Annotated in this window: 14 protein-coding genes and 1 pseudogene; 11 read left to right on the forward strand and 4 right to left on the reverse strand. The window is 67.6% G+C overall.

The genetic code is table 11. The features are described from left to right. Positions 1-6 precede the first annotated feature (6 nt). The 3 genes from nrfD to fdh all read right to left on the reverse strand — a co-directional run bounded on the left by nrfD (position 7) and on the right by fdh (position 5,222). Positions 7-1,038 carry an NrfD/PsrC family molybdoenzyme membrane anchor subunit gene (gene nrfD, locus ABD333_RS39775; protein ID WP_344547794.1) on the reverse strand — a complete coding sequence of 344 codons (1,032 nt, stop codon included), beginning with the start codon at positions 1,036-1,038 and terminating at the stop codon, positions 7-9. Further along, positions 1,035-1,874, reverse strand: coding sequence for a 4Fe-4S dicluster domain-containing protein (locus tag ABD333_RS39780; protein ID WP_344547857.1), 840 nt, complete (start codon positions 1,872-1,874; stop codon positions 1,035-1,037). The genes nrfD and ABD333_RS39780 overlap by 4 nt, the downstream gene beginning before the upstream one ends. Before the next feature lie 96 nt (positions 1,875-1,970). Next, positions 1,971-5,222 (reverse strand): formate dehydrogenase, encoded by a 3,252-nt coding sequence (gene fdh, locus ABD333_RS39785; RefSeq protein WP_344547795.1) that lies wholly within the window; start codon positions 5,220-5,222, stop codon positions 1,971-1,973. A gap of 159 nt (positions 5,223-5,381) precedes the next feature. Here fdh and ABD333_RS39790 point away from each other — a divergent pair, with 159 nt between their 5' ends. The 10 genes and pseudogenes from ABD333_RS39790 (at position 5,382) to ABD333_RS39835 (ending at position 15,373) form a co-directional block, all read left to right on the forward strand. Continuing rightward, entirely contained in the window at positions 5,382-7,052 is a 1,671-nt protein-coding gene (locus tag ABD333_RS39790) for a catalase (protein ID WP_344547796.1), read from the forward strand. A gap of 1,468 nt (positions 7,053-8,520) precedes the next feature. Then, positions 8,521-8,826, forward strand: coding sequence for a divalent-cation tolerance protein CutA (cutA, locus tag ABD333_RS39795; protein WP_344547797.1), 306 nt, complete (start codon positions 8,521-8,523; stop codon positions 8,824-8,826). 213 nt (positions 8,827-9,039) lie between these two features. Next, on the forward strand, positions 9,040-9,333 hold the full coding sequence (locus ABD333_RS39800) for a hypothetical protein (RefSeq protein ID WP_344547798.1): 294 nt from the start codon (positions 9,040-9,042) through the stop codon (positions 9,331-9,333). A gap of 96 nt (positions 9,334-9,429) precedes the next feature. Then, the gene (locus ABD333_RS39805; protein WP_344547799.1) at positions 9,430-9,669 is read left to right on the forward strand and encodes a hypothetical protein; all 240 of its coding nucleotides are present in this window, start codon (positions 9,430-9,432) and stop codon (positions 9,667-9,669) included. Positions 9,670-9,671: 2 nt separating this feature from the next. After that, complete coding sequence (locus ABD333_RS39810) at positions 9,672-10,970, forward strand: hypothetical protein (RefSeq protein ID WP_344547800.1); 1,299 nt, start codon at positions 9,672-9,674, stop codon at positions 10,968-10,970. A 505-nt stretch (positions 10,971-11,475) separates the two neighbouring features. Further along, positions 11,476-12,345, forward strand: coding sequence for a C39 family peptidase (locus ABD333_RS39815; RefSeq protein WP_344547801.1), 870 nt, complete (start codon positions 11,476-11,478; stop codon positions 12,343-12,345). Between the two features lie 31 nt (positions 12,346-12,376). Further along, on the forward strand, positions 12,377-13,570 hold the full coding sequence (locus tag ABD333_RS39820; RefSeq protein ID WP_344547802.1) for a hypothetical protein: 1,194 nt from the start codon (positions 12,377-12,379) through the stop codon (positions 13,568-13,570). A gap of 525 nt (positions 13,571-14,095) precedes the next feature. Beyond that, positions 14,096-14,446 (forward strand): STAS domain-containing protein, encoded by a 351-nt coding sequence (locus ABD333_RS39825; RefSeq protein ID WP_344547803.1) that lies wholly within the window; start codon positions 14,096-14,098, stop codon positions 14,444-14,446. A 241-nt stretch (positions 14,447-14,687) separates the two neighbouring features. Beyond that, positions 14,688-15,053: pseudogene (locus ABD333_RS47710) on the forward strand (ROK family protein); the annotation flags it as partial. A gap of 86 nt (positions 15,054-15,139) precedes the next feature. Then, positions 15,140-15,373 (forward strand): ROK family protein, encoded by a 234-nt coding sequence (locus ABD333_RS39835; protein ID WP_344547805.1) that lies wholly within the window; start codon positions 15,140-15,142, stop codon positions 15,371-15,373. A gap of 447 nt (positions 15,374-15,820) precedes the next feature. Here ABD333_RS39835 and ABD333_RS39840 read toward each other — a convergent pair whose 3' ends face one another. Beyond that, positions 15,821-18,637, reverse strand: coding sequence for a discoidin domain-containing protein (locus ABD333_RS39840; protein ID WP_344547806.1), 2,817 nt, complete (start codon positions 18,635-18,637; stop codon positions 15,821-15,823). A 511-nt stretch (positions 18,638-19,148) separates the two neighbouring features. Here ABD333_RS39840 and ABD333_RS39845 point away from each other — a divergent pair. Then, positions 19,149-19,946 carry a DeoR/GlpR family DNA-binding transcription regulator gene (locus ABD333_RS39845; protein WP_344547807.1) on the forward strand — a complete coding sequence of 266 codons (798 nt, stop codon included), beginning with the start codon at positions 19,149-19,151 and terminating at the stop codon, positions 19,944-19,946. Positions 19,947-20,133 lie beyond the last annotated feature (187 nt).

The following is a 20,133-nucleotide window of genomic DNA, read 5'->3' on the forward strand; positions in this document are numbered from 1 at the left end:
CTCCGGCTACGTCCGGGACGCCTGGCCGGACTGTGCCCCGGCGCGTTGGCTGGTGACGACGTACTTCGGGTCCGCGGCCGACGCGCGACCGGCCTCGAACACCGCGAAACGGGTCGCCGCCGAACCCGCGAGGAGCGCGGCGCCGGCGACCGCCGCGACGACGCGGCTACGGCCGCCCGCCAGCACACCCGTGATTGCGCCGGAGGCGGCGAGGACCTCCGCCGCCTTCATCAGCCGGCTCGCCTTTCCGCGCTCGTACGGCTCGGCGAGCGGGCCGAGGCGGCGGCGCATCAGATGGGCCGTGCCAAGTTCGACCGCCGTGCCGAAGGCGGCGGTGCCGCGGGGGAGGGCGTTCTCGGCGCGGGGTGCGGTGAGCAGGCCGAGACCTCCGGCCGCCGTGGCAGCCGAGCCCGCGAACAGGAACGGCAGTTCGCGGTAGGCGCCGTGCCAGGCCGGTATGGCCGTGTCGGCGAAGAGCACGCCCGTGTACGTGGCGACCGCGGGCCCGGTCAAGGCGGCCCATCCGGTAGCCGCGCGTCCGATCCCCGGGAACCTGCCGGTGACCGCTGTCACGGCCGCCAGCCCGGCGGCCGGGCCGTACCCGAGCAGAATCCAGGAGCCGACACTCATCGGCGAGGTCGGCTTGAGAACGCGCAGCATGTTGACGAACCGGCTAGGCCGCCCCAAGTCGTGGATAAGCGCGGCCGTAGACAACGAGATGGCGCCGAGCGCCCCAACCTTGGTTGAGGTGGCGAGCCTGTGGCGGCCGGTGGCCTGTGCACCCGCGGCCAGCACCGACGAGGCGCCCGCAAGCCCGCCTAGGAAGAGGTAACCCGCGATGTCGCGGGCACGCCAGGTCGGCTCCTTGATGATGGGACGCCCGTAGTAGCTCGTGAAGTCGGCGTCCGGCACCATGCTGCGTTCGCCGCGCCGGTCCCTGCGCTGTCGCTTGGTGCGGCCGCCCTTGGCGCCTGGCACGGCCTGCCTGCCGGGGCGTTGACCGTGCAGGCCGTCGGTACGTACCTCCGCCTCGCTCATCGCCGCCTCCGGGTCGCCAGCGTGATCGCGGCCATGCCGCCCAGCAGGGTCAGCGCCGCCGCACCGGCATGCCGCCACATGGACGGCAGGTCGCGGGTGGTGACGACCGGGCCCGGCGGCAGCCCGTAGACCTCCGGCTCGTCCAGCAGCAGGAAGAACGCGCCGTTCCCGCCAACCCCGTCGCCGGGATCGGCGCCGTACAACCGCGCGTCGGTCACGCCGCCCTCGTGCAGTTGCTCGACCCGGACGGCAGCACGTTCGCGCAGCTCATCGAGGGGGCCGTACTGGATGGAGTCGGTGGGACACGCCTTGGCGCAGGCGGGTTCGAGGCCGTCGCCGAGCCGGTCGTAGCACATCGTGCACTTCCAGACCCGGCCGTCGCCCTCCCGCTGGTCGATCACGCCGTACGGGCAGGCCGGTACGCAGTAGCCGCAGCCGTTGCAGATGTCCTCCTGCACGACCACGGTGCCGAACTCGGTGCGGAAGAGCGAGCCGGTCGGGCAGACGTCCAGGCAGGCGGCGTGCGTGCAGTGCTTGCACACGTCCGAGGCCATCAGCCAGCGCAGGTCGCCGTCCCGGCCCGCGTCGGCCGCCATCCCGAGCACGTCCAACCCCTCGTACGCAGAGTGATCGACACCGTGTTCCTGGAGGCCGACCGGCTTGCGCTGCTCGATGAACGCGACGTGCCGCCACGTGTCGGCGCCGAGGCCCTGGGTGTTGTCGTACGACATCCCGGTGAACGTGAGCCCGTCCTCGGGGATCGCGTTCCACTCCTTGCAGGCGACCTCGCAGGCCTTGCAGCCGATGCAGACGGAGGTGTCGGTGAAGAAGCCCATCCGCGGCGGGTGGTCGTGGTGACCGGCGTCGCCCGCCACGTCCGGTTCGGTACCCGAGAGAAGTCCCGTTTCGGTTTCCGAGAGAAGACCCATCGGTCATACCTCCGTGCCGGTCGTCGCGGTGATTCCGGCGCGCTCGCGGTAGCCGCGGACGAGGTCCGGGAGCGCCGGACCGCGCGGCCTCCGGCCCGGCCGGATGTCGGCCGTCAACGCCTTGACCTCCTGGATGTGCACGTTCGGGTCGAGCGACATCGAGGCCAGCTCGTTGGCGGCGTCGCCGCGGCTGTACCCGTTCGGCCCCCAGTGGAAGGGCAGCCCGATCTGGTGCACGACACGGCCTGCGACACGCAGCGGCGCCATCCGGTCGGTCACCATCACCCTGGCCTCGATGGCATTGCGGGCGCTGACGATCGTGGCCCAGCCGCCGTGCTCCAGCCCGCATTCGGCCGCCAGCTCCGGTGAGACCTCGCAGAAGAACTCCGGCTGCAACTCCGCCAGGTAGGGAGACCAGCGCGACATGCCGCCTGCGGTGAAGTGTTCGGTCAGCCGGTACGTGGTGACGACAAAGGGATAAACCCCTGCGCCAGGGTCGGAACCACTTGGATGGAGCCGGTTGTCGGGGCGTGAGAACACCTCGCGTACGGGATTGCTCCTGTGCCTCTCGTACAGCGGGTTGTCGAACGGCGATTCCTGCGGTTCGTAGTGGGTGGGCATCGGCCCGTCCACCATCCCAGCGGGCGCGTACAGCCAGCCCTTACCGTCGGCTTGCAGGATGAAGGGCTCGGTTCCGGCGATGGAGTCGGGCCCTATGGCGCCGTCCTGCGGGCGGTAGGAGGGCGCCTTGGTCTTCTGGAAATCCGGTACGTCATGACCGGCCCACTCGTTCGCCGAGCCGTCCCACCAGACGAGCGCCTTACGGTCGCTCCACGGCCGTCCCTCTGGATCGGCGGAGGCGCGGTTGTAGAGGATGCGCCGGTTGGCGGGCCACGCCCACGCCCATTCCGGCGCGATCCAGCTCTGCTCGGAGCCGGGTTTGCGCCGCGCCGCCTGGTTGACGCCGTCCGCGTACACGCCGCAGTAGATCCAGCAGCCGCAGCTCGTGGTGCCGTCCCCGGCGAGCTGCTCGTACGTCGAGAGAGGCCCGCCGTCCGGGCCGTACCCGTTGATCTCCGCGAGCACCGCCTCCGCGCTCGGCTCGCCGTGCGGCCCGTGCGTCGGATAGTCCCAGGTCAGATCCAGCACCGGGCGATCGCGCGGATCGGCCGAGCCGTCCAGCCTGTCCCGGACCAGCCGGCCCAGGTGGTACATGAACCACAGGTCGCTGCGCGCCTCGCCGCCGGGCTCGACCGCGGCGTGGTGCCACTGCAGCGTCCGGTTGGTGTTGGTGAAGCTGCCGTCCTTCTCGGTGTGCGAGGCGGCCGGGAAGAAGAAGACCTCCGTGCCGATGTCCTCGGTACGGAGCTCGCCGGTGTCGATCTCGGGGCCGTCCTGCCACCAGGTCGCGCTCTCGATCAGTGAGAAGTCCCGGACGACCAGCCAGTCGAGGTTGGCCATGCCGAGCCGCTGGACGCGCGCGTTGGCCGACCCGACCGCCGGGTTCTCGCCCATCAGGAAGTAGCCCTTGCAGATACCGTCCATCTGGGCCATCGCCGTCTCGTAGGTGCTGTGGCTCCCGGTCAGGCGCGGCAGATAGTCGAAGCAGAAGTCGTTGTCGGCGGTCGCCGCGTCGCCCCACCAGGCCTTGAGCAGGCTCACCACGTACGCCCGCATGTTGCCCCAGTAGCCCCTGTCCGGGGCGTCCGCTTTCACGAACGAATCGAGGTCCTGCTGCGCGTGCGCGTGGGGCATCGGGATGTAGCCGGGCAACAGGTCGAACAGGGTCGGAATGTCGCTCGACCCTTGGATGCTCGCATGGCCGCGCAAGGCCTGGATGCCGCCGCCGGGGCGTCCGATGTTGCCGAGCAGCAACTGCAGGATCGAGGCGGCCCGGATGTACTGCGCGCCGACCGTGTGCTGCGTCCATCCCACGGCATAGGCGAACGCGCTTGTACGGTCACGGCCTGAGTTGTTGACCAGGGCTTCGCAGACCTTGGCGAAGAGGTGGGGTGGGATACCGCACACCTGTTCCACCAGTTCCGGCGTATACCGCGCGAAGTGACGCTTGAGTACCTGGAAGACGCAGCGTGGATGCTGCAACGTGTCGTCCGTTCGGACGCCGTTGGTATTGACCGGGGCGCCTCCTGCCCCGTGGCTCTCACCGCGCCCAGACTCGCGTATGCGCCGCATGCGCTCCTCGTACCGCGCGTCCCGTTCTCCCGCCGCGGCTGCTACGTCAGAGCCCTCGTAGCGCCAGCTCGCGAAGTCGTAGTGCCGCGTCTCCTCGTCCAACCCGGAGAACACGCCGCCTAGGTCCTCGGTGTCGCGGAAGTCCTCGCTCAGGATCGTCGACGCGTTCGTGTAGGCGAGGACGTACTCGCGGAAGAACGCCTCGTTCTCCAGGACGTGGTTGATGATCCCACCCAGGAAAGCGATGTCGGAGCCCGCCCGGATGGGCACGTGCAGGTCCGCCACGGCGCTCGTCCGCGTGTACCGCGGATCCACATGGATCACCGTCGCGCCGCGAGCCTTGGCCTCCATCACCCACTGGAAACCGACCGGATGCGCCTCCGCGTAGTTCGAGCCCTGGATGACGATGCAGTCAGAGTTCTGCAGATCCTGCATGAACGTGGTCGCGCCGCCTCTGCCGAAGGACGTGCCCAGCCCCGCCACGGTCGAGCTGTGACACACGCGGGCCTGGTTCTCCACCTGGACGACGCCGAGCGCCGTCAGGAGCTTCTTGATGAGGTAGTTCTCCTCGTTGTCGAGCGTGGCTCCGCCCAGGCTGGCGATCCCGAGCGTTCGCCGGACCGGCAATCCGTCGGCCTCGTCCTCCCAGGTCTGCCGGCGCGTACGTACGACACGGTCGGCCACCATCTCCATGGCCGTCTCCAAGTCGAGCTCTTCCCAGTCCATGCCGTGAGGACGGCGATAGAGCACCTTGTGCCGCCGAGCCGATCCCGTGATCAGCTGCAGGGTCGCCGACCCCTTGGGACAGAGCCGCCCCCGGCTCACCGGCGAATCCGGATCGCCCTCGACCTGGACGACCTTCTCGTCCCGTACGTACACGTTCTGGCCGCACCCCACCGCGCAGTACGGGCAGACGGACTTCACTACGCGGTCCGCCGTCGCCGTCCTCGCCCGTAGCCCGGCCGTACGAACGGACTGTACGGCTGCTCCCCGTCCCAGCAGGTCACCACCCGTGAACTGTCGATAGACCGGCCACTCCGCGATCCGGCTACGAAGGCTCATAGGCCCACCGTGCCCCGGAAGCAGAGCCCGTATGCGGAGCCGGTCATCGCGGCGTGGCACAGAAGCGGACTCTTGGTGCTTTCTTGGGGCCCTCTGTCGGATAAGGGACGGCTATGGGGGAAGGACCGGGTCCGGAGCAGCGACGATGGGAGCAACGCCATGACGGACGTGTCGAGCCAGGGATCGCAATCCGACGATCAGCGAGAGGTGCTGACCAACCGGCAGGGCCATCCTGTCTATGACAACCAGAACCAGCGGACGGTCGGCTCGCGGGGGCCGGCGACGCTGGAGAACTACCAGTTCCTGGAGAAGATCAGCCACTTCGACCGGGAGCGCATCCCCGAACGGGTCGTCCACGCGCGCGGCGTGACGTCCTTCGGCTACTTCGAGGCCTACGGCAAATGGGGCGACGAGCCGATCGGCACCTACACCCGCGCCAAGCTGTTTCAGCGCGAGGGTGCACGTACCCCAGTCGCCGTCAGGTTCTCCACGGTGATCGGCGGTCGCGACTCCGCCGAGACCGCCCGCGACCCGCGCGGGTTCGCGGTGAAGTTCTACACCGAGGACGGCAACTGGGACCTGGTCGGCAACAACCTGGCCGTGTTCTTCATCAGGGACGCCATCAAGTTCCCCGACGTCATCCACGCGCTCAAGCCCGACCCGATCACGTTCCGGCAGGAGCCCAACCGCATCTTCGACTTCATGTCGCAGACGCCGGAGAGCATGCACATGCTCGTGAACCTCTTCAGCCCGCGCGGTATCCCCGCCGACTACCGGCACATGCAGGGCTTCGGAGTGAACACCTACAAATGGGTGAACGAGCAGGGGGACACCAAGCTCGTCAAATACCACTGGATGCCCCAGCAAGGCGTACGCAGCATGACAGCGGCCGACGCGGCGGCCATTCAGGCCGGCGACCTGGGCCACGCCACCAAGGACCTGCACGAGGCCATCGAACGGGGCGACTACCCCGTGTGGGAGCTCCTCGTGCAGATGATGAGCGACGAGGAGCATCCCGAACTCGACTTCGACCCGCTCGACGACACCAAGGTATGGCCGGAGAACCAGTTCCCGGCCCGCCCGGTCGGCCGCATGGTCCTGGACCGCAACGTCGACGACAATTTCGCCGAGAACGAGCAGATCGCGTTCGGTACCGGCGTGCTCGTCGACGGCCTGGACTTCTCCGACGACAAGATGCTCGTCGGCCGTACGTTCTCCTACAGCGACACCCAGCGATACCGGGTCGGCCCCAACTACCTGCAAGTGCCGGTCAACCAGGCCAAGAACAGCGATGTCCGAACAAACCAGCGCGACGGCCTGATGACCTATTTCGTAGACAAGGCAGGCGAGAACCCGCACGTCAACTACGAGCCATCCATAACAGGCGGCCTTCGCGAAGCCCAGTACCCCACCCACGACGACCAAGGCCCGCAAATCACAGGACGCCTGACCCGGAAACGTATTCCGCGCACCAACGACTACCTCCAGGCGGGCCAGCGCTACCTCCTCATGCACGACTGGGAACGCGACGACCTCGTCCACAATCTCGTCACGGCCTTGTCCCAGTGCGTACGACCCATCCAGGAACGAATGGTCTGGCACTTCCTGCTAGCCGAGGACGACCTCGGCCTACGCGTCGGACAAGGCCTGGGCATCACACCGGACCAGGTATCGCACCTGGAGCCGCTGGCCAGCCAGGACCTAACAGAGGAGGACCGGAAGCGCCTAGCGAACCTCGGCAAGAACGGCCCACGCGACGTAACCGGCCTAGAAATGACGCACTGCGTACCAGACGACCGTGCCGTTCACCATTTCAGCGACGAAACCTAAACAAGCAAACCGCACCACAACCACCGACATGCCAAGTGGCCGCCATAACCCGGTCACCGCCGGGGCGGCGCAACCCGCAGGTATGGCGTGGCAGCCGGGATGCGTCACCGCCGGTGCAGTGTGGCCGCCCGGTGCGGTGTGACCGCCGGGATGCGTCACCGCCGGGATGGCGAAACGCCGGGTGCGGCTTGACCGCCAGTGCGACATCACCCTTGGCTGGCGTCACCGCCGGGGCGGCGCGGCCGCGGGCTTTGGCAGGGCAGGCAGCCGGGGTGCGTCACCGCTTGGGTGGCGTGACTACTGGGGCGGCATGACCGCTTGTGGCGTGACCACCGGGGTGCGGTACCGCCGGGATGGCGGAACGCCGGTGCGGCGGGACCGCTAGTGCGGCATCACCCCTGGCTGGCGTCACCGCCGGGGCGGCGCGACCGCCTGGTGGCGTGACCGCGCCGGTATGGCTGCACCGCTCGGATGGCGTGACTGCTTGGGTGGCGTGACCACCGGGATGCGTGACCGCCGGTGCGGCGTGACCGCTGGGGCGGCATCACCGCTGGGGCGTGACCCGCCGGTACGGCGCGGCCCGCCGGGCGTCATCGCCGGTGCGGTGTGAACGCTGGTGCGGCGTCATCGCCGGGGTGGCGTGACCCGCCGGTATGGAGTGGCCACCGGGGATGCGTGGCCGCCGGTGCGGTGTATGGCCGACCGAGGTGGCGTGGCCGCCTGGTGTGGCGTAGTCGGTAGGGCGGCATCAGCCTTGGCTGGCGTCATCGCCGGGATGGCCTGACCGCCGGAATGCGTGACCGCCGGGGCGGCGTGACTGCCGGGATGGGCGGCCGCCCGGGGCGGCGTGACCGCTTGGTGGCGTGTCCGCCAGGAAGCGTCACCGCCGGTGCGACGCGGCCGCCCAGGGTGGACTGATCGCCGGTATGGCGTCACCGCTCGGATGGCGTGGCTGCTTGGGTGGCGTGATTGCTGGGGTGGCGTGACCGCTGGGGCGGCATCACAGCGGGGGCGTGACCGCCCGGGATGGCGAGACCGCCGGTGCGGCGTGGCCGCCCGGAGCCGGAGTGAACCGCGGGTATGGCGTGACTGCGGGGATGCGTCACCGCCGGGGCGGCGTCACCTCCTGGGGTGGTGTGACCGCTGGTGTGGCGTGATCGATAGTGCGGCATCAGCCTTGGCTGGCGTTGCCGGGGCGGCGTGACCGCTTGGTGGCGTGTCCGCCGGGACGGCCTGACCGCCGGGATGCGTGACCGCCGGGATGCGTGACTGCTTGGGTGGCGTGACCGCTGGAGCGGCATCATCGCTGGGGTGTGATTGCTTGGGTGGGGTGACGGCCGGATGGGCGGACCCCCGATGCGTCCTGATCGCGGGGCGGAGGGACCGGTCTGGATGGCGTCGCTGCCGCTTGGGTGGCGTCATCGGTAAATCCGCGCGGGGCAATCCGGGGCGATCTACGCTTACCGGCGTGAGCGATGAGGTCCTTGTGTCCACGACGGTGCACAGTCGTGAAGCCGCGCTCGAACTCCTGCGGTCGGCGGTGGGCGCGAAGCTGGCGGCTTCGGGGCAGGTTCTCGGTCCTGCGGTATCGGTCTTCTGGCATAAGGGTCACCTTGGGGAAGGCGAAGAATGGCAGTTGCTCCTCAGGACCACGGCCGCCCGGTATGAGGAGTTGGAAGCTCACCTGATCGAAGAACATCCCTGGGAGAACCCCGAGGTGACCTATACGCGCATCGATGGCGGGTCACCTTCGAACGGTGCCGGTCGGCGATAGCGGAGCCGCTGCGAGGCCCGGACTCTTCAACCGCATTGTGCGTATTTGGGTGATGTCGACATCGCCGGACGAGCGTGGGGCTGGCTTTACCAGCTCCCTTGTTACTGTTGGTAGTTGATGCTATACGTAGAGTCGCTGGCTCCAATCGGGAGCGAGTCGGGTTGCGTTCGGTACTCGAGCGGACCCCGCACTTGGCGATTGGGAAAGGAAACCATGAAGTCCTTCAGCTACGCGGAGCTCGACCAGTTGGTCGGCGAGGTCCTGCCAGAACGTGCCGTCCTCTCCACGCTGCTCCTCGCGGCCGATGGAGACTCCTTCAACAACAACAACGCAGGCAACCTCGGCGGGGCCTCCGCCGGTACGACCGGCTCCACCGTGGTCACCCACGCCTGCCAGAGCAACATCACCACGCCCCACGGCGGCCTGCTGCAGCAGGTCGGCCTGAACGCCGTACCGCAGAACGCGTCGTTCGTTTGCGCCCCGGGCACCGCCGTCTCGGGCCACTGATCGCCTAGCGGGCGGCCCGGCCGCCCGCGACGTGCACGGAGAAGGGCCGGCCTGTGCCGGCCCTTCTCCCGATTCGCATTGAACCGGAGGAACGAAGTGGCCATTCGCGAGTTCGAAGACGTGGAGTTGGAAGGGCTCTCGGGCGAGGTGCTGCCGGAAAGGGTGCTGATGTCGGTCATCGTCCCCTCGCCCGTCCGGGGCCAGCGGACCGAAGTGTTCTACGCCTGCCAGACCACCCACTACCACGGCACGTCCGGCATTCTCGGCACGGGCTTGCTGGCGCAGGAACCGAGAGAAACAACGACCTGCATCCCCGCCGTCGTTCACGCGTACTGATCATGGAGTCCGAGCCGCTCAGCTTCCCGACCCTCACCGAAGGGGCCGAGCTCGTAGGCGAGTTCAAGGGCTCCGGTTATCGTCGGCCGCCGCAGCTCGTCCGCCTGGCCAATCGCCAGGTCGTACAACTGCCGGCTCTGTTGTTCCTGGTCGCCAAGGCCCTGTACGACCACCGCCATCTGTCGGCGGACCCCCGCGCCGCTCTGGCCCAGGTAGCCGATGCCGTGACGACCGCGACGGGCACCCGGCTCTCCGTCGAGCAGCTGCTCTACCTCGTCGATCACAAGCTCGCCCCGCTCGGCGTCACGACCTACAGCGACGGCACCTCACCACGGCTCGTCAAGGCCGACACTTTCCTGGCGCTGCGCTTCCGCGTGGCCGTCATCCCGGAGTCCGCCACCTGGTTCGTCAGTGGCCTGTTCGCCTGGTTGTTCCGGCCCACCGTCCTGCTGCCGACGATCAGTGTGATCACAGCGTGCGAACTTCTGCTCGTCACCCAGCCGCTGGCCGAGGCGCTCAACAATGCCATCTTCTCCCCGTCCAGCATCCTGCTGGTGCTGGCGCTCGCCGTTCTCTCGTGCGGTTTCCACGAGATCGGCCATGCCAGCGCCTGCCGCTACAGCGGCGTGCGCCCCGGGGCCATGGGCTGCGGCATCTATCTGGTCTGGCCGGCCTTCTACACCGACATCACCGACTCCTACCGCCTGGGACGCGCCGGACGACTCCGTACCGATCTGGGCGGCGTCTACTTCAACGGCATCTTCCTCGTCGCCCTGACGGCGCTCTACGGTCTGACCGGCTACACCCCTCTCCTGGTGGCGATCCTCGCCGTCAACCTGGAGATCATGCAGCAGTTGCTCCCCACGCTCCGCTTCGACGGCTACTACATCGTCTCCGACCTGGTCGGCATCCCCGACCTGTTCAAATACATCGGCCCGATCCTGCGCCGGACCCTCCTGCGCCGCCCTGCCGACGAACGACTCCACGCACTGAAACGGTGGCCCCAGCTCATCGTCACCTTCTGGGTACTGACCATCATCCCGGCGCTCGTCTTCCAATTGAGCCTGCTGGCGCTCCAGGTCCCCACCCTGATCCTGGCCACCTGGCAACGCCTGAGCATCCTGATTTCAATGGCCCAATCCGGAGCGGGCCCTCTCGAACTGCTTGTAGGCGCAATCGAACTCGTCATCCTGACGTTGCCCCTCCTGGGTTTCATCCTTCTCACCTACCTGATGCTGCGCTGGCTGGCTAACAAACTGATCCCAAACACCCCCCGCCCCATAACTACCGAAGCCTCCTAACGCCACAAGCGCTGAATGGCAAACGGCTGCCCAGAACCACCAGGCCGCTCGACTCAAGATGGGGCCTCTATAGTTGGGCACGGCAACCTGGCGGCAAGAAAGCCAGCATCAGTGATGCCATCGACGACTTTCGTTGTCGCGCTGGTGGGGAAATGGGTGTATTAATTGATAGTAATGCTCTTGCCCCGTAAGTAATCTGTTGCTACCCGATCACGATGCATGCATTCTGGCTGGTGGCCGCCTGTGGTGGGCAGGGTGTGCCCGAGATCGGAAGCCACTTCCTGGCGACGGCCGCCTCTCACCCGTGCAGACACCGGACACGGTTCGGGGGGCGTGAGGACGGTGGGTTCCATGCAGTGATGGCCACTTCGGGCCAGCTGTGTAAATCACCAGCTTGCTGACCGAAACAAACTTGGTCAGAGTCATCTCGCTCGTTCTTCTCGTTGACCCGGCCACAGAGCGCTCTATACCGTTCGATCTGCCATGCAAGCGATCGGGGAGAGGTATGCCGAATCGATTCGGCTTCCATGCCGAGCTTGCCATTGCAACGGCTGTGCTTGTCGCCGGCCCTGTGTCTGCCAGCGCGACTGAACGTTCGGAGGCGACGGGGTCACCAGGTGTTGACGGAGACGGAACCTCCGAAACTGTTCCCGCGCTTGCCGCGGCCCTTCAGAACGATGGAAGTACGGCGGCCAGCGGTCCGTCAGCGGGCATCTATGCAGACAAGGGTTTTCGTATCGACCGTAAGGCACAGGCTGATTTCGATCGGAAGGCTCGTGCCCACGCCGCGAAGATCAACGCTGAACTCGCGCAGTACGCGGCGGTGCGCCGTGACCCGCCGTCCAGGATCCGTAAGCTCGGCATTGTGGCCCAGACGCAGAAGACCGGCTACTGGTGCGCGCCGGCCTCTGCGCGAGCGATGATTTCGCGGTACCGATCCAAGTCCAAGCTACCCAGCCAGAAGACTCTCGCCAAGAAAATGCGCACCGGCAAGCGCGGCACAAGCCTGAGGTACGTCGCTGGCGCCGTCAACGCCTACACGGCTAAGAAGAAGCGCTTCAATTGGTACGACCACCGCAATCAGAATGACTACTACTGGGGACTGGGTTACGACCTGGACCGGGGTCATACTCTAATGGGGACCTTGCAGTGGGGCGGGACCCCGTGGCGATACAACAGGAACGGCGCTGCAGGGCACGCCGCGGTGATCCGCGGGTACTCATCGGTCTACCGCAGGGACAGCTATACCGTGCACTGGTGGGACCCGTGGAGGAATACCGGATACAAGAACGGCTCCAAGTACCGTTCCTGGTATTGGCAGGCTGTATATGGGCAGAACGTGCTAGGCGCGAACGGAGCCGTCAGCCTTGGCTGACCGCATGAGGCGATGCTTTCCCGGTGGGCTGGTGACGGCGCTCGTCGCAGTGACCAGCCCATTGGTCGCCTGTACCGCCGACTCGCCCGCCAAGCCATCGCGTACTCCTGGGACCGAGGCCTACTCGGGCTACCGTGTCGCCAGACCGTCGGCGCTGGCCCGGTTGGGTGTCTCGGCGGACGGCCGGGCTTTCCGCCTGGGCAAGAGCGGCGCCTTCGCCGTTGCAGAACCCGTTCCCAACGGTGTTCTCCTCTCCATCCCTCGAATCGATCGTCAGCCGCCGCGCTCCCGCCAAGGCGGCACGGTGACCCCGGGCGAGCCGCACACGAACACGAAGACCGCACCCATGCAGGCCGCGATCCTCAACCCCGCCGACGGCAGGATCACCCGAATTCCGCTGGTCAAGCCCGATCACGAGCTGGCGAGTTTTTACATCGCCCCCAGCGGTGCCTTCGTCTGGGTGGAGACGCGTCAGAGTTCTTCGCCCTGCGCTGACCCGGAGTTCGGCTGCTTCACCTGGTCGCTGTACGTGGCGTCGCAGGCCGGAGGGCCCGCCCGTCTGATCGCCGAAGAGAAACGCTCCTCGCCCAAACGCGGTGTTCCCGATCCCAAGCTCTCGGGGGAGACGGTCTGCTGGGCTCAGTCGACGAACAACCGGCACTGGACCGTCACCCGCCAGGACCTCACGGCGCAAGCCAAACCCATGACGAGCCGTTGGAACACCTGGGTCGACAAGTGTGTCCCCTCAGGCCGCGGCATTGTCGTCAGCCAAGTGCACGGCTTCGCCCACGCAAGACCAGGCAAGTTCGCCGTGGGAACCATCGATCTGCGCGATGAAACCGGCAAGCACCGACGGCTCGGCAAGAGAACCGAAGAATTCGCACTGCACGGCACGCAACTGGCCTACATCCGGAACAAAGACCCCGAACAAGGAACCGGGCAAGTCTGGCTAACCAGCCTCGCCGACAGCCGTAGCGCACGCAAGCTTCTTGACAAGAACGAAGGCGTCGACAACCTTGTCTGGATAGACGACCACCGCCTCATGGTGAAGACCACTCATGCATGGCTGTTGCTCGATACCCGCACCGGCGAGCGATCCCAACTTCTCGGCGACAAAGAAGGCGTCGTCTGGCCGACCGTCGGCTACGGCAAGTTTGTCTACGGCAACCCGATAGAACCTGGCCTCGACATCGAACTGCGAATCTACGACCTACCTGCTCAATAGACGTCGCAGAGAACGGCCGAGTGTCAGTGCTTTCCGCCGACTCGGGCCTGATCCTGCCTGGCAACGGGGTTGGTACGAGGCTGGCACCGCTATGGACCAGCGCCTCCGACTTACCTTTACCCGCGCCGCGTGGGTGGACGCCGCCACGATGATCGGTATCGACACTCGTGCGCCCACGGTGGAGGTCAGGTGGGGCTGGGCGAGCCCACCGCCGGAGGCGGAGCGCAACTGGCCGCCACTGTCGCCGAGACGACCGGCGCCAACCGGTGCTGCGCGCAGATGAGCAGCATCTGGCTGCTCCTGGCAGCCGCCTGGTACGCCCTCAACAGACACATCACGTTCGCCTGGAACGCCGATCGGGCATGCCGCCGCCACTCAGACCGGCATCGGCATCACGACCACTCCACCTGGGCTGACAGACCAGGAATCTCGAAAAACGAAATCGATCAGTGCCGAGGGTGGAGGATAACGGTGCCAGCCCGCGGTGGGTGATCAGACCTCACTCATCATCCGGATGCTTGGAGGATGCGCATGGTCGAGGCGTTCGAGTTCGAAGATGACCTGCTCCGCATCTCGCGGAGCAGCAGACCGCCGGGACTACGGATTGAGGGTGAACTGGACGCCGCCCGCCACACGGTGCTGGACCGCCTCCTGCTAATAGCAGGTATCGAGCATCAGCGAGCCCATCTGGACTTCTCCGGCCTGGAGTTCGTCGACCTCGGCGCGATGAATCTCATTATTGATCACGCCAGGAAACTGCCGGACGGGCACGTTCTGGTACTCGACTTTCTGCCGCCCGAACTGGAACGTATGTTCAACGAGGTTCCCGAGGGCCTCCTCGCTGGCTTGATCATCGGACGAAGCCGAGCATCATGACACGGCTGCCCCATTGCCGTTCCGCTGTCGGCGAGCTTGGCTTCCCTAAAAGGCCGGGTTAGCGCGGGCGTCGACCGACAGGTGCCACGGCATGGGTGCGAGCGGCCGAACGGCAGATGGCCACTGGGTGGTACGCCCTCGCGCTTTCGTTGACTCCGCTCTCCATACCGGCGCCCCCGCGCACGCGACCGCGGTCATCACCGACCTTGAGGCGACGGTCCTGGCCCGGCGGAGGCTGCGGATGCCCGCCGGGTATCCGCCCGACTACGGATTCGACGCGCCCTCCGGCCTGGTCGACGAGCTTCTGGAGGCCACCCATGGAGCACGTGACCGCGTCCTGGGCATCGGGGTGGGCATCGGGGTGGGCATCGGTGTGGGCATCGGCGGCCACGTCGATTCCGCCACCGGCCGCTGCGTGCGCTCGGGGATCATGGGCTGGAACGACGTCGACGTCGCAGGCGGCCTCGGCTCTGCCACCGGCCTGCCCGTCGCTGTGAACAACGACGTCAACGCCCTGGTGACCGCGGAACGCTGGTTCGGTGCCGGACGCGACAGCGACCACTTCGCCGTCGTCACCGTCGGCGCCGGCGTGGGCTGCGGCCTCGTCCTGGGCGGCGATCTCTACACCGGCTCGGGCGTCCTGGCCGGCGAGTTCGGCCACATACCGCTCGTGCCCGACGGCCACTACTGCTCGTGCCCGACGGCCACTACTGCTCGTGCGGCAACCGAGGGTGCCTGGAGACCGTCGCGTCCGACATCGCCGTCCTGCGCGACCTGCTCAACGCCGACGTCAAGGTCGAGACCATCGAGGACGCCATCGCACGCGCCCGCGACGGTGAGCCCGCCGCCGTCCAGGCGTTCCGCGCGATGGGCGAAGCGCTCGGCCGCGGCCTCGCGGTCCTCTGCAACCTCCTCAACCTGGAATAGATCATCATCACCGGCGAGCGTGCCGGGGCCTACGACCTGTTCGGGCCCGCCTGCCAGGCCGCCTTCGCCACCCACGGCTTCTCCACCGCCGCCCACGACTGCCAGATCATCGTCGATCGGGCGGACGACAACCTGTGGGCCCGTGGCGCCGCCTGCCTCATCATCAGCCACGCCGTCTACTCCGGCGGCTGACCAAGACCTCGTCAAGCGATCTTCCAGACGTTGGCCCGCCGGCAAAAACCGGTGACCGAAGCCTGACGAGACAGGGGTCAGCCGGCACCCTGGCTGACCCCTGCCTGTGCGAGGTCCTATCTGGCTCCTGTCTGTTCTGGGCCCCTGTCTGTTCTGGGCCCGTCTGTGCGGGTCCTATCCGGGCCCTGTCTGTGCGAGGTCCTATCCGGGCCCTGCCTGTGTGGGGTCCTGTCTGAGCCCTGTCCGTGTGAGGTCCTATCTGGGCGTGCGTCCGGCGGGGCCGCTGGACGCGGCGGTCGCGCCGATCTCGGCGGCCGTGGTCCAGGGGCCTCGGCTCCCGGCCTCGGTCAGGGCGCGGAGTTTCAGATAACGCGCCCGTTTCGGGGTGAAGGCCACGCGTTGCTCGGCGCTGGTGTCGGTGAAGGTTCCGCTCGCCACCGAGCTGCCCCAGGTGGTTCCGTCGGTGGAGGCGTAGATCTCGTACCGGCCGATGCGCCCATTGACGCCGCCGTCCTGCCGCGGCAGGTAATCGAGCCCGTCGACCGTGTACTCGGCGGCCATGTCGATCACGATCTCGTGGGGGAGCGGGGCGGCGGGGCTGGTCCACTGGGTGTGCCAGATCGTGGCGGGGTCGGCGTCGATGGCGTTGGCGGCGGCGCCGTTCTCGGAGGCCGTCTCCTGGCTGTCGACCGACCTGATCTTCCAGTCGGTCTTGGGGATGCTGTTCCGCTCGGCAGGCGGGGTGCCGGTGGCCGGGATCCCGGCGGGCACCTTGGCGCCCGAGGCCACCACGGTGAACGCGGTACTGGTCGGCTTCGACCCGGCCTTGACGTGGAGCACGCCAGAGCGTTCGGCGCCGTCGAAGTACCACCCAGTGGCCGCCGCGTCGAAGGCAGCCCGGGTGGCGTGGGCGGTGAGGGCCGTACCGTCGAGCGTCACCGCCGTCGGCGCAGCGCTGACATGCAGGTCCATCTGGTAACCGCGTGAATTCGCCTTGCCGGTGAAGTCTCCCTGGGAGGCGCCTACGGTGACGGTGATGTCGCCGGCGCCCTGGACGGGCGCGGTGACGTCGACCTTCTGGCGAGCGGATGCGCCGGTCTTGTAGGAACGGGTCACCCCATCGTCTTCGTAAAGGCTGAAGGACGAGGAGCCGCGCGGGTAGATGTCGAACGTGATCGGCGTCCGGGGCTTCTCGCCGCTGTGGTTCATCTGGGGCCACATCGGCACTATCGACCCGCCTCTGACGAGGAGCGGAAGGGTGTCGAGCGGCGCGTCGTAGCCGTCGAGCCACCCTGGCCCCGTCCAGGTTTTGCCCGTCCAGTAGTCGGTCCAGGTGCCGGCCGGCAGATAGATGTCGTCGCGCACCGAGGTGTCGGAGGTGACGGGCGCGACGAGGAAGGCGTCGCCCGTCATGAACTGCTGGGAGGTGAGATCGCCGCGGGCGGTGCGGTCGGCGGGGAACTCCAGCGGCATGGCGCGTACGGTCGGCACGCCGGTGTCGGCGGCGTTGCGGGCGTGCGTGTAGAGGTAGGGCATCAGCCGCATCTTCAGCTTCAGGTACTTGCGGTTGATCGACAGGTAGGGCTCGGCCCACCGCCAGGGCTGCTTGTCCCTGTAGCCGGTCGACGGGTTGGTCGCCCCCCAGCCGGACATCGTCATGAACGCCGGAGTGAACGCCTTCCATTGCAGGTCGCGGGCGAACGTGGGGCCGGAGCCGCTGTAGATGCCGTCGACGTCGCCCGAGGCGTAGTTGAACGCGGAGAAACCGGCGCCCGCGATGGCCGGGACGTGCCAGCGCATGTCGTTCCAGTTGCCGAAGGTGTCGCCCGTCCACACCACGGCGTTGCGGTGGGTGCCCGCCCAGCCGTCGACGGTCCAGACAAATCGCCGGGCGCCCGAATTGCCTTCGATTCCGTTCACCGCGGACTGGACGCCGTCGAAGGCCGGCTCGTAGCCGCCGCCGACCCAGGCGACGTCGGTCTTCACCCCTCGGGTGCCGGCCGTGCCGACCTCCCAGGCGATGTTGGACAGGCTGCGTTCGGTCCACAGACCGGTGGCGAATCCGAGCTTCTTCAGCTCGCCCACAGTGGAGACAAGGTCCTCATAGCCACAGCTGTAGCCGTCGTTCGGCAGGAACCAGCCGGACGGCATGTCCTTGTTCCGCGCCTCTCGCGCGTAGTTGATGACGTCGGGCGTCTTGAGGTGTCCGGCCCTGTTCTGAGGCCCGGTATCCGGCGGGGTGTCATAGGTCGACCAGCAGTCGGCGTTGCCGAGCTCCAGACCCCAGATCGGCGCCAGGAACGGCTTGCCGGTGACATCGGCGTAGTCGCCCAGCAGGTTCTTGGGGGTGTCGCCGACGAAGAAGAAGGCGTCGAGTCGGTTCTCCTCGTGCTTGGTCGTGACGGGGGACAGGAAGTTGTACTGGCCGGGCTTCCACGTGTTGCGCATGACCGCGTACCCGTTGGTGGAGATGTAGAACGGGGCCGGACTGGCGTTGCTGTTCTCCTTCCAGGAGTTGGTGACCCGCACCGGGACGCTCTTGCCCCGCAGCGCCCAGTTGCCCAGCCGGAGCCCGGTGCCGTAGTACTGCTCGTCCGCGCCGCGCGACAGGCTCTGCGTGGTGCCGGAGGTGTCCCAGGTCAGTCCGCTGGTCTCGGACCAGATCAGCGTCGTGTTGTCGGCCTTGTAGAGCGCGAACCGAAGCGGCGACTTGTAGACCCGCAGGGTGAGTGCGCTGGTCGTGATCCTGTAGTGGTCCCCGGCATCGGCCGAAGCCGGGGTCACCGTGCCGAAGTCCGTCCTCGTGGCGAGTTTGCCTCCGGCGGGGTCGGTGAACGTGCCGTCGGGGGCCAGCCAGAGCCGGAAGATATCGGCGCGGGCGAAGTCCACCCGGACCTTGGCCGTGCCCGCGGAGATCGTGAACGTGTCACCCGACTGGCTGAAACCGGTGACCGAGCCGATCGTCGTCGCGGACGCGGGTGGCGCCGCGGTCAGCACACGGACCAGGCAGGCGGTGAGGAGCAGGGTGAGGAGGACACCGGCGGTTCTTCGCCGGTCCAGGGGGTGGGACATGGCGGGACCTCTCTGATGGCGGGCGCCGGTTCCGGGCGCCTCTCGCACGGCTCCGGCGCTCAGGTCGGAGCCACGCGGCGGTCGAGGAAAGCGCACGATGGAGATCGGCCTGCGCCTGGCCGTGATGGGTGCGCTGCGGCGGGGGAGGACGGCGTTGCGACGCGGGGGGCGGCTCTACGTCTCTGACCAGGGCCCCGAGAAGAGCCGCCGGGAGCTCGGGGTGGTCAGGTGTCGGCGCCGACCCGTTCTGCCGTCAAGCCTGGTCGCCGACCACGCACATCGCTGGATGACTGGAACTCTTCGATCGAAGGAGGTTTTGAGCAAGTTCAATCATCTGGGTGCCCTGAGTATGCACCGAGAGCGCGCCGAGGTCTAGAAGCGGTCGCCGGGCTATCCTGAACTGGATGCGCGCCGCCCGCCATCACCGTGACCATGCATGTCTGATGCGTGATTGTGCAAGCGAGTCCGTTGCCGCGGTGCCGTGCACGCGGTTCAAGGGAGAGGCGGGCGGATGTCGAAGCACGAGCGGTGGAGCGCGCTCCTGGAGTATCTGGCCGAACATGGCCGCCTGGAGGTCGAGGAAGCCGCCACGGTGCTCGAGGTGTCGGCGGCGACGATCCGCAGGGATCTCGACGAGCTCGCGGCACAGCAGTTGCTCGTGCGGACCCGGGGCGGCGCGGTTCCGCACGGTGTGTCCTACGAACTGCCGCTGCGCTACAGGTCCGTGCGCCAGGCTCCGGAGAAGCAGCGGATCGCCGCCGCCGTCGTCGATCTGATCGGCGACGGAGCCGTGGTCGGCATCAACGGAGGCACGACCATGACCGAGGTCGCGCACCTGCTGGCGCTGCGGACCGCCGGCGTCGGCGCGGAACAGTTCACCGCGTCCGCGCCCAGCCTGACCGTGGTCACCAACGCTCTGAACATCGCGGGTGCCCTGGCGGTCCGGCCGCAGATCAAGCTGGTGATGACCGGTGGCGTGGTGCGGCCGCAGACCTACGAGCTCGTCGGTCCGCTGGCCGGCAGTGTGCTGAGCGAGGTGGCGCTGGACGTCGCGGTCCTCGGGGTGGACGGGGTCGATTCACAACTGGGCCTCATGACGCACCAGGAGGAGGAGGCGAACATCAGCCGCCTGTTCGTCGAACGCGCCCACCGGGTGATCGTGGCCGCGGACTCCTCGAAGATGGAACGGCGGGCCTTCGCCCGGATCTGCGGCCTCGACCGCGTCGACGTCCTGGTGACCGACTCGGCCGTCCCCGCCGGCGCGATCGCGCGCCTCGCCGACGCCGGCATCAAAGTGATCAACGTCTGAACGCGGCCGCAGCGCCACCGACCCGCTCTCGGGACCCTTCTCTGCCGCACGATCCTCGCCGACTTCGGCTTCGCGCCGTTGCACCAGGCTCGATGGCGCCGGCCGGGTGGGTGGCCGCCGCGGGACGACGATGCTCGCCTGCCCACGGCGCCATGCACCGTACGAACGAATCAGTGTTGAGGGCTGA

Origin of the sequence: Actinomadura fulvescens (assembly GCF_039533225.1) — a bacterium.
Taxonomy (GTDB): domain Bacteria; phylum Actinomycetota; class Actinomycetes; order Streptosporangiales; family Streptosporangiaceae; genus Spirillospora; species Spirillospora fulvescens.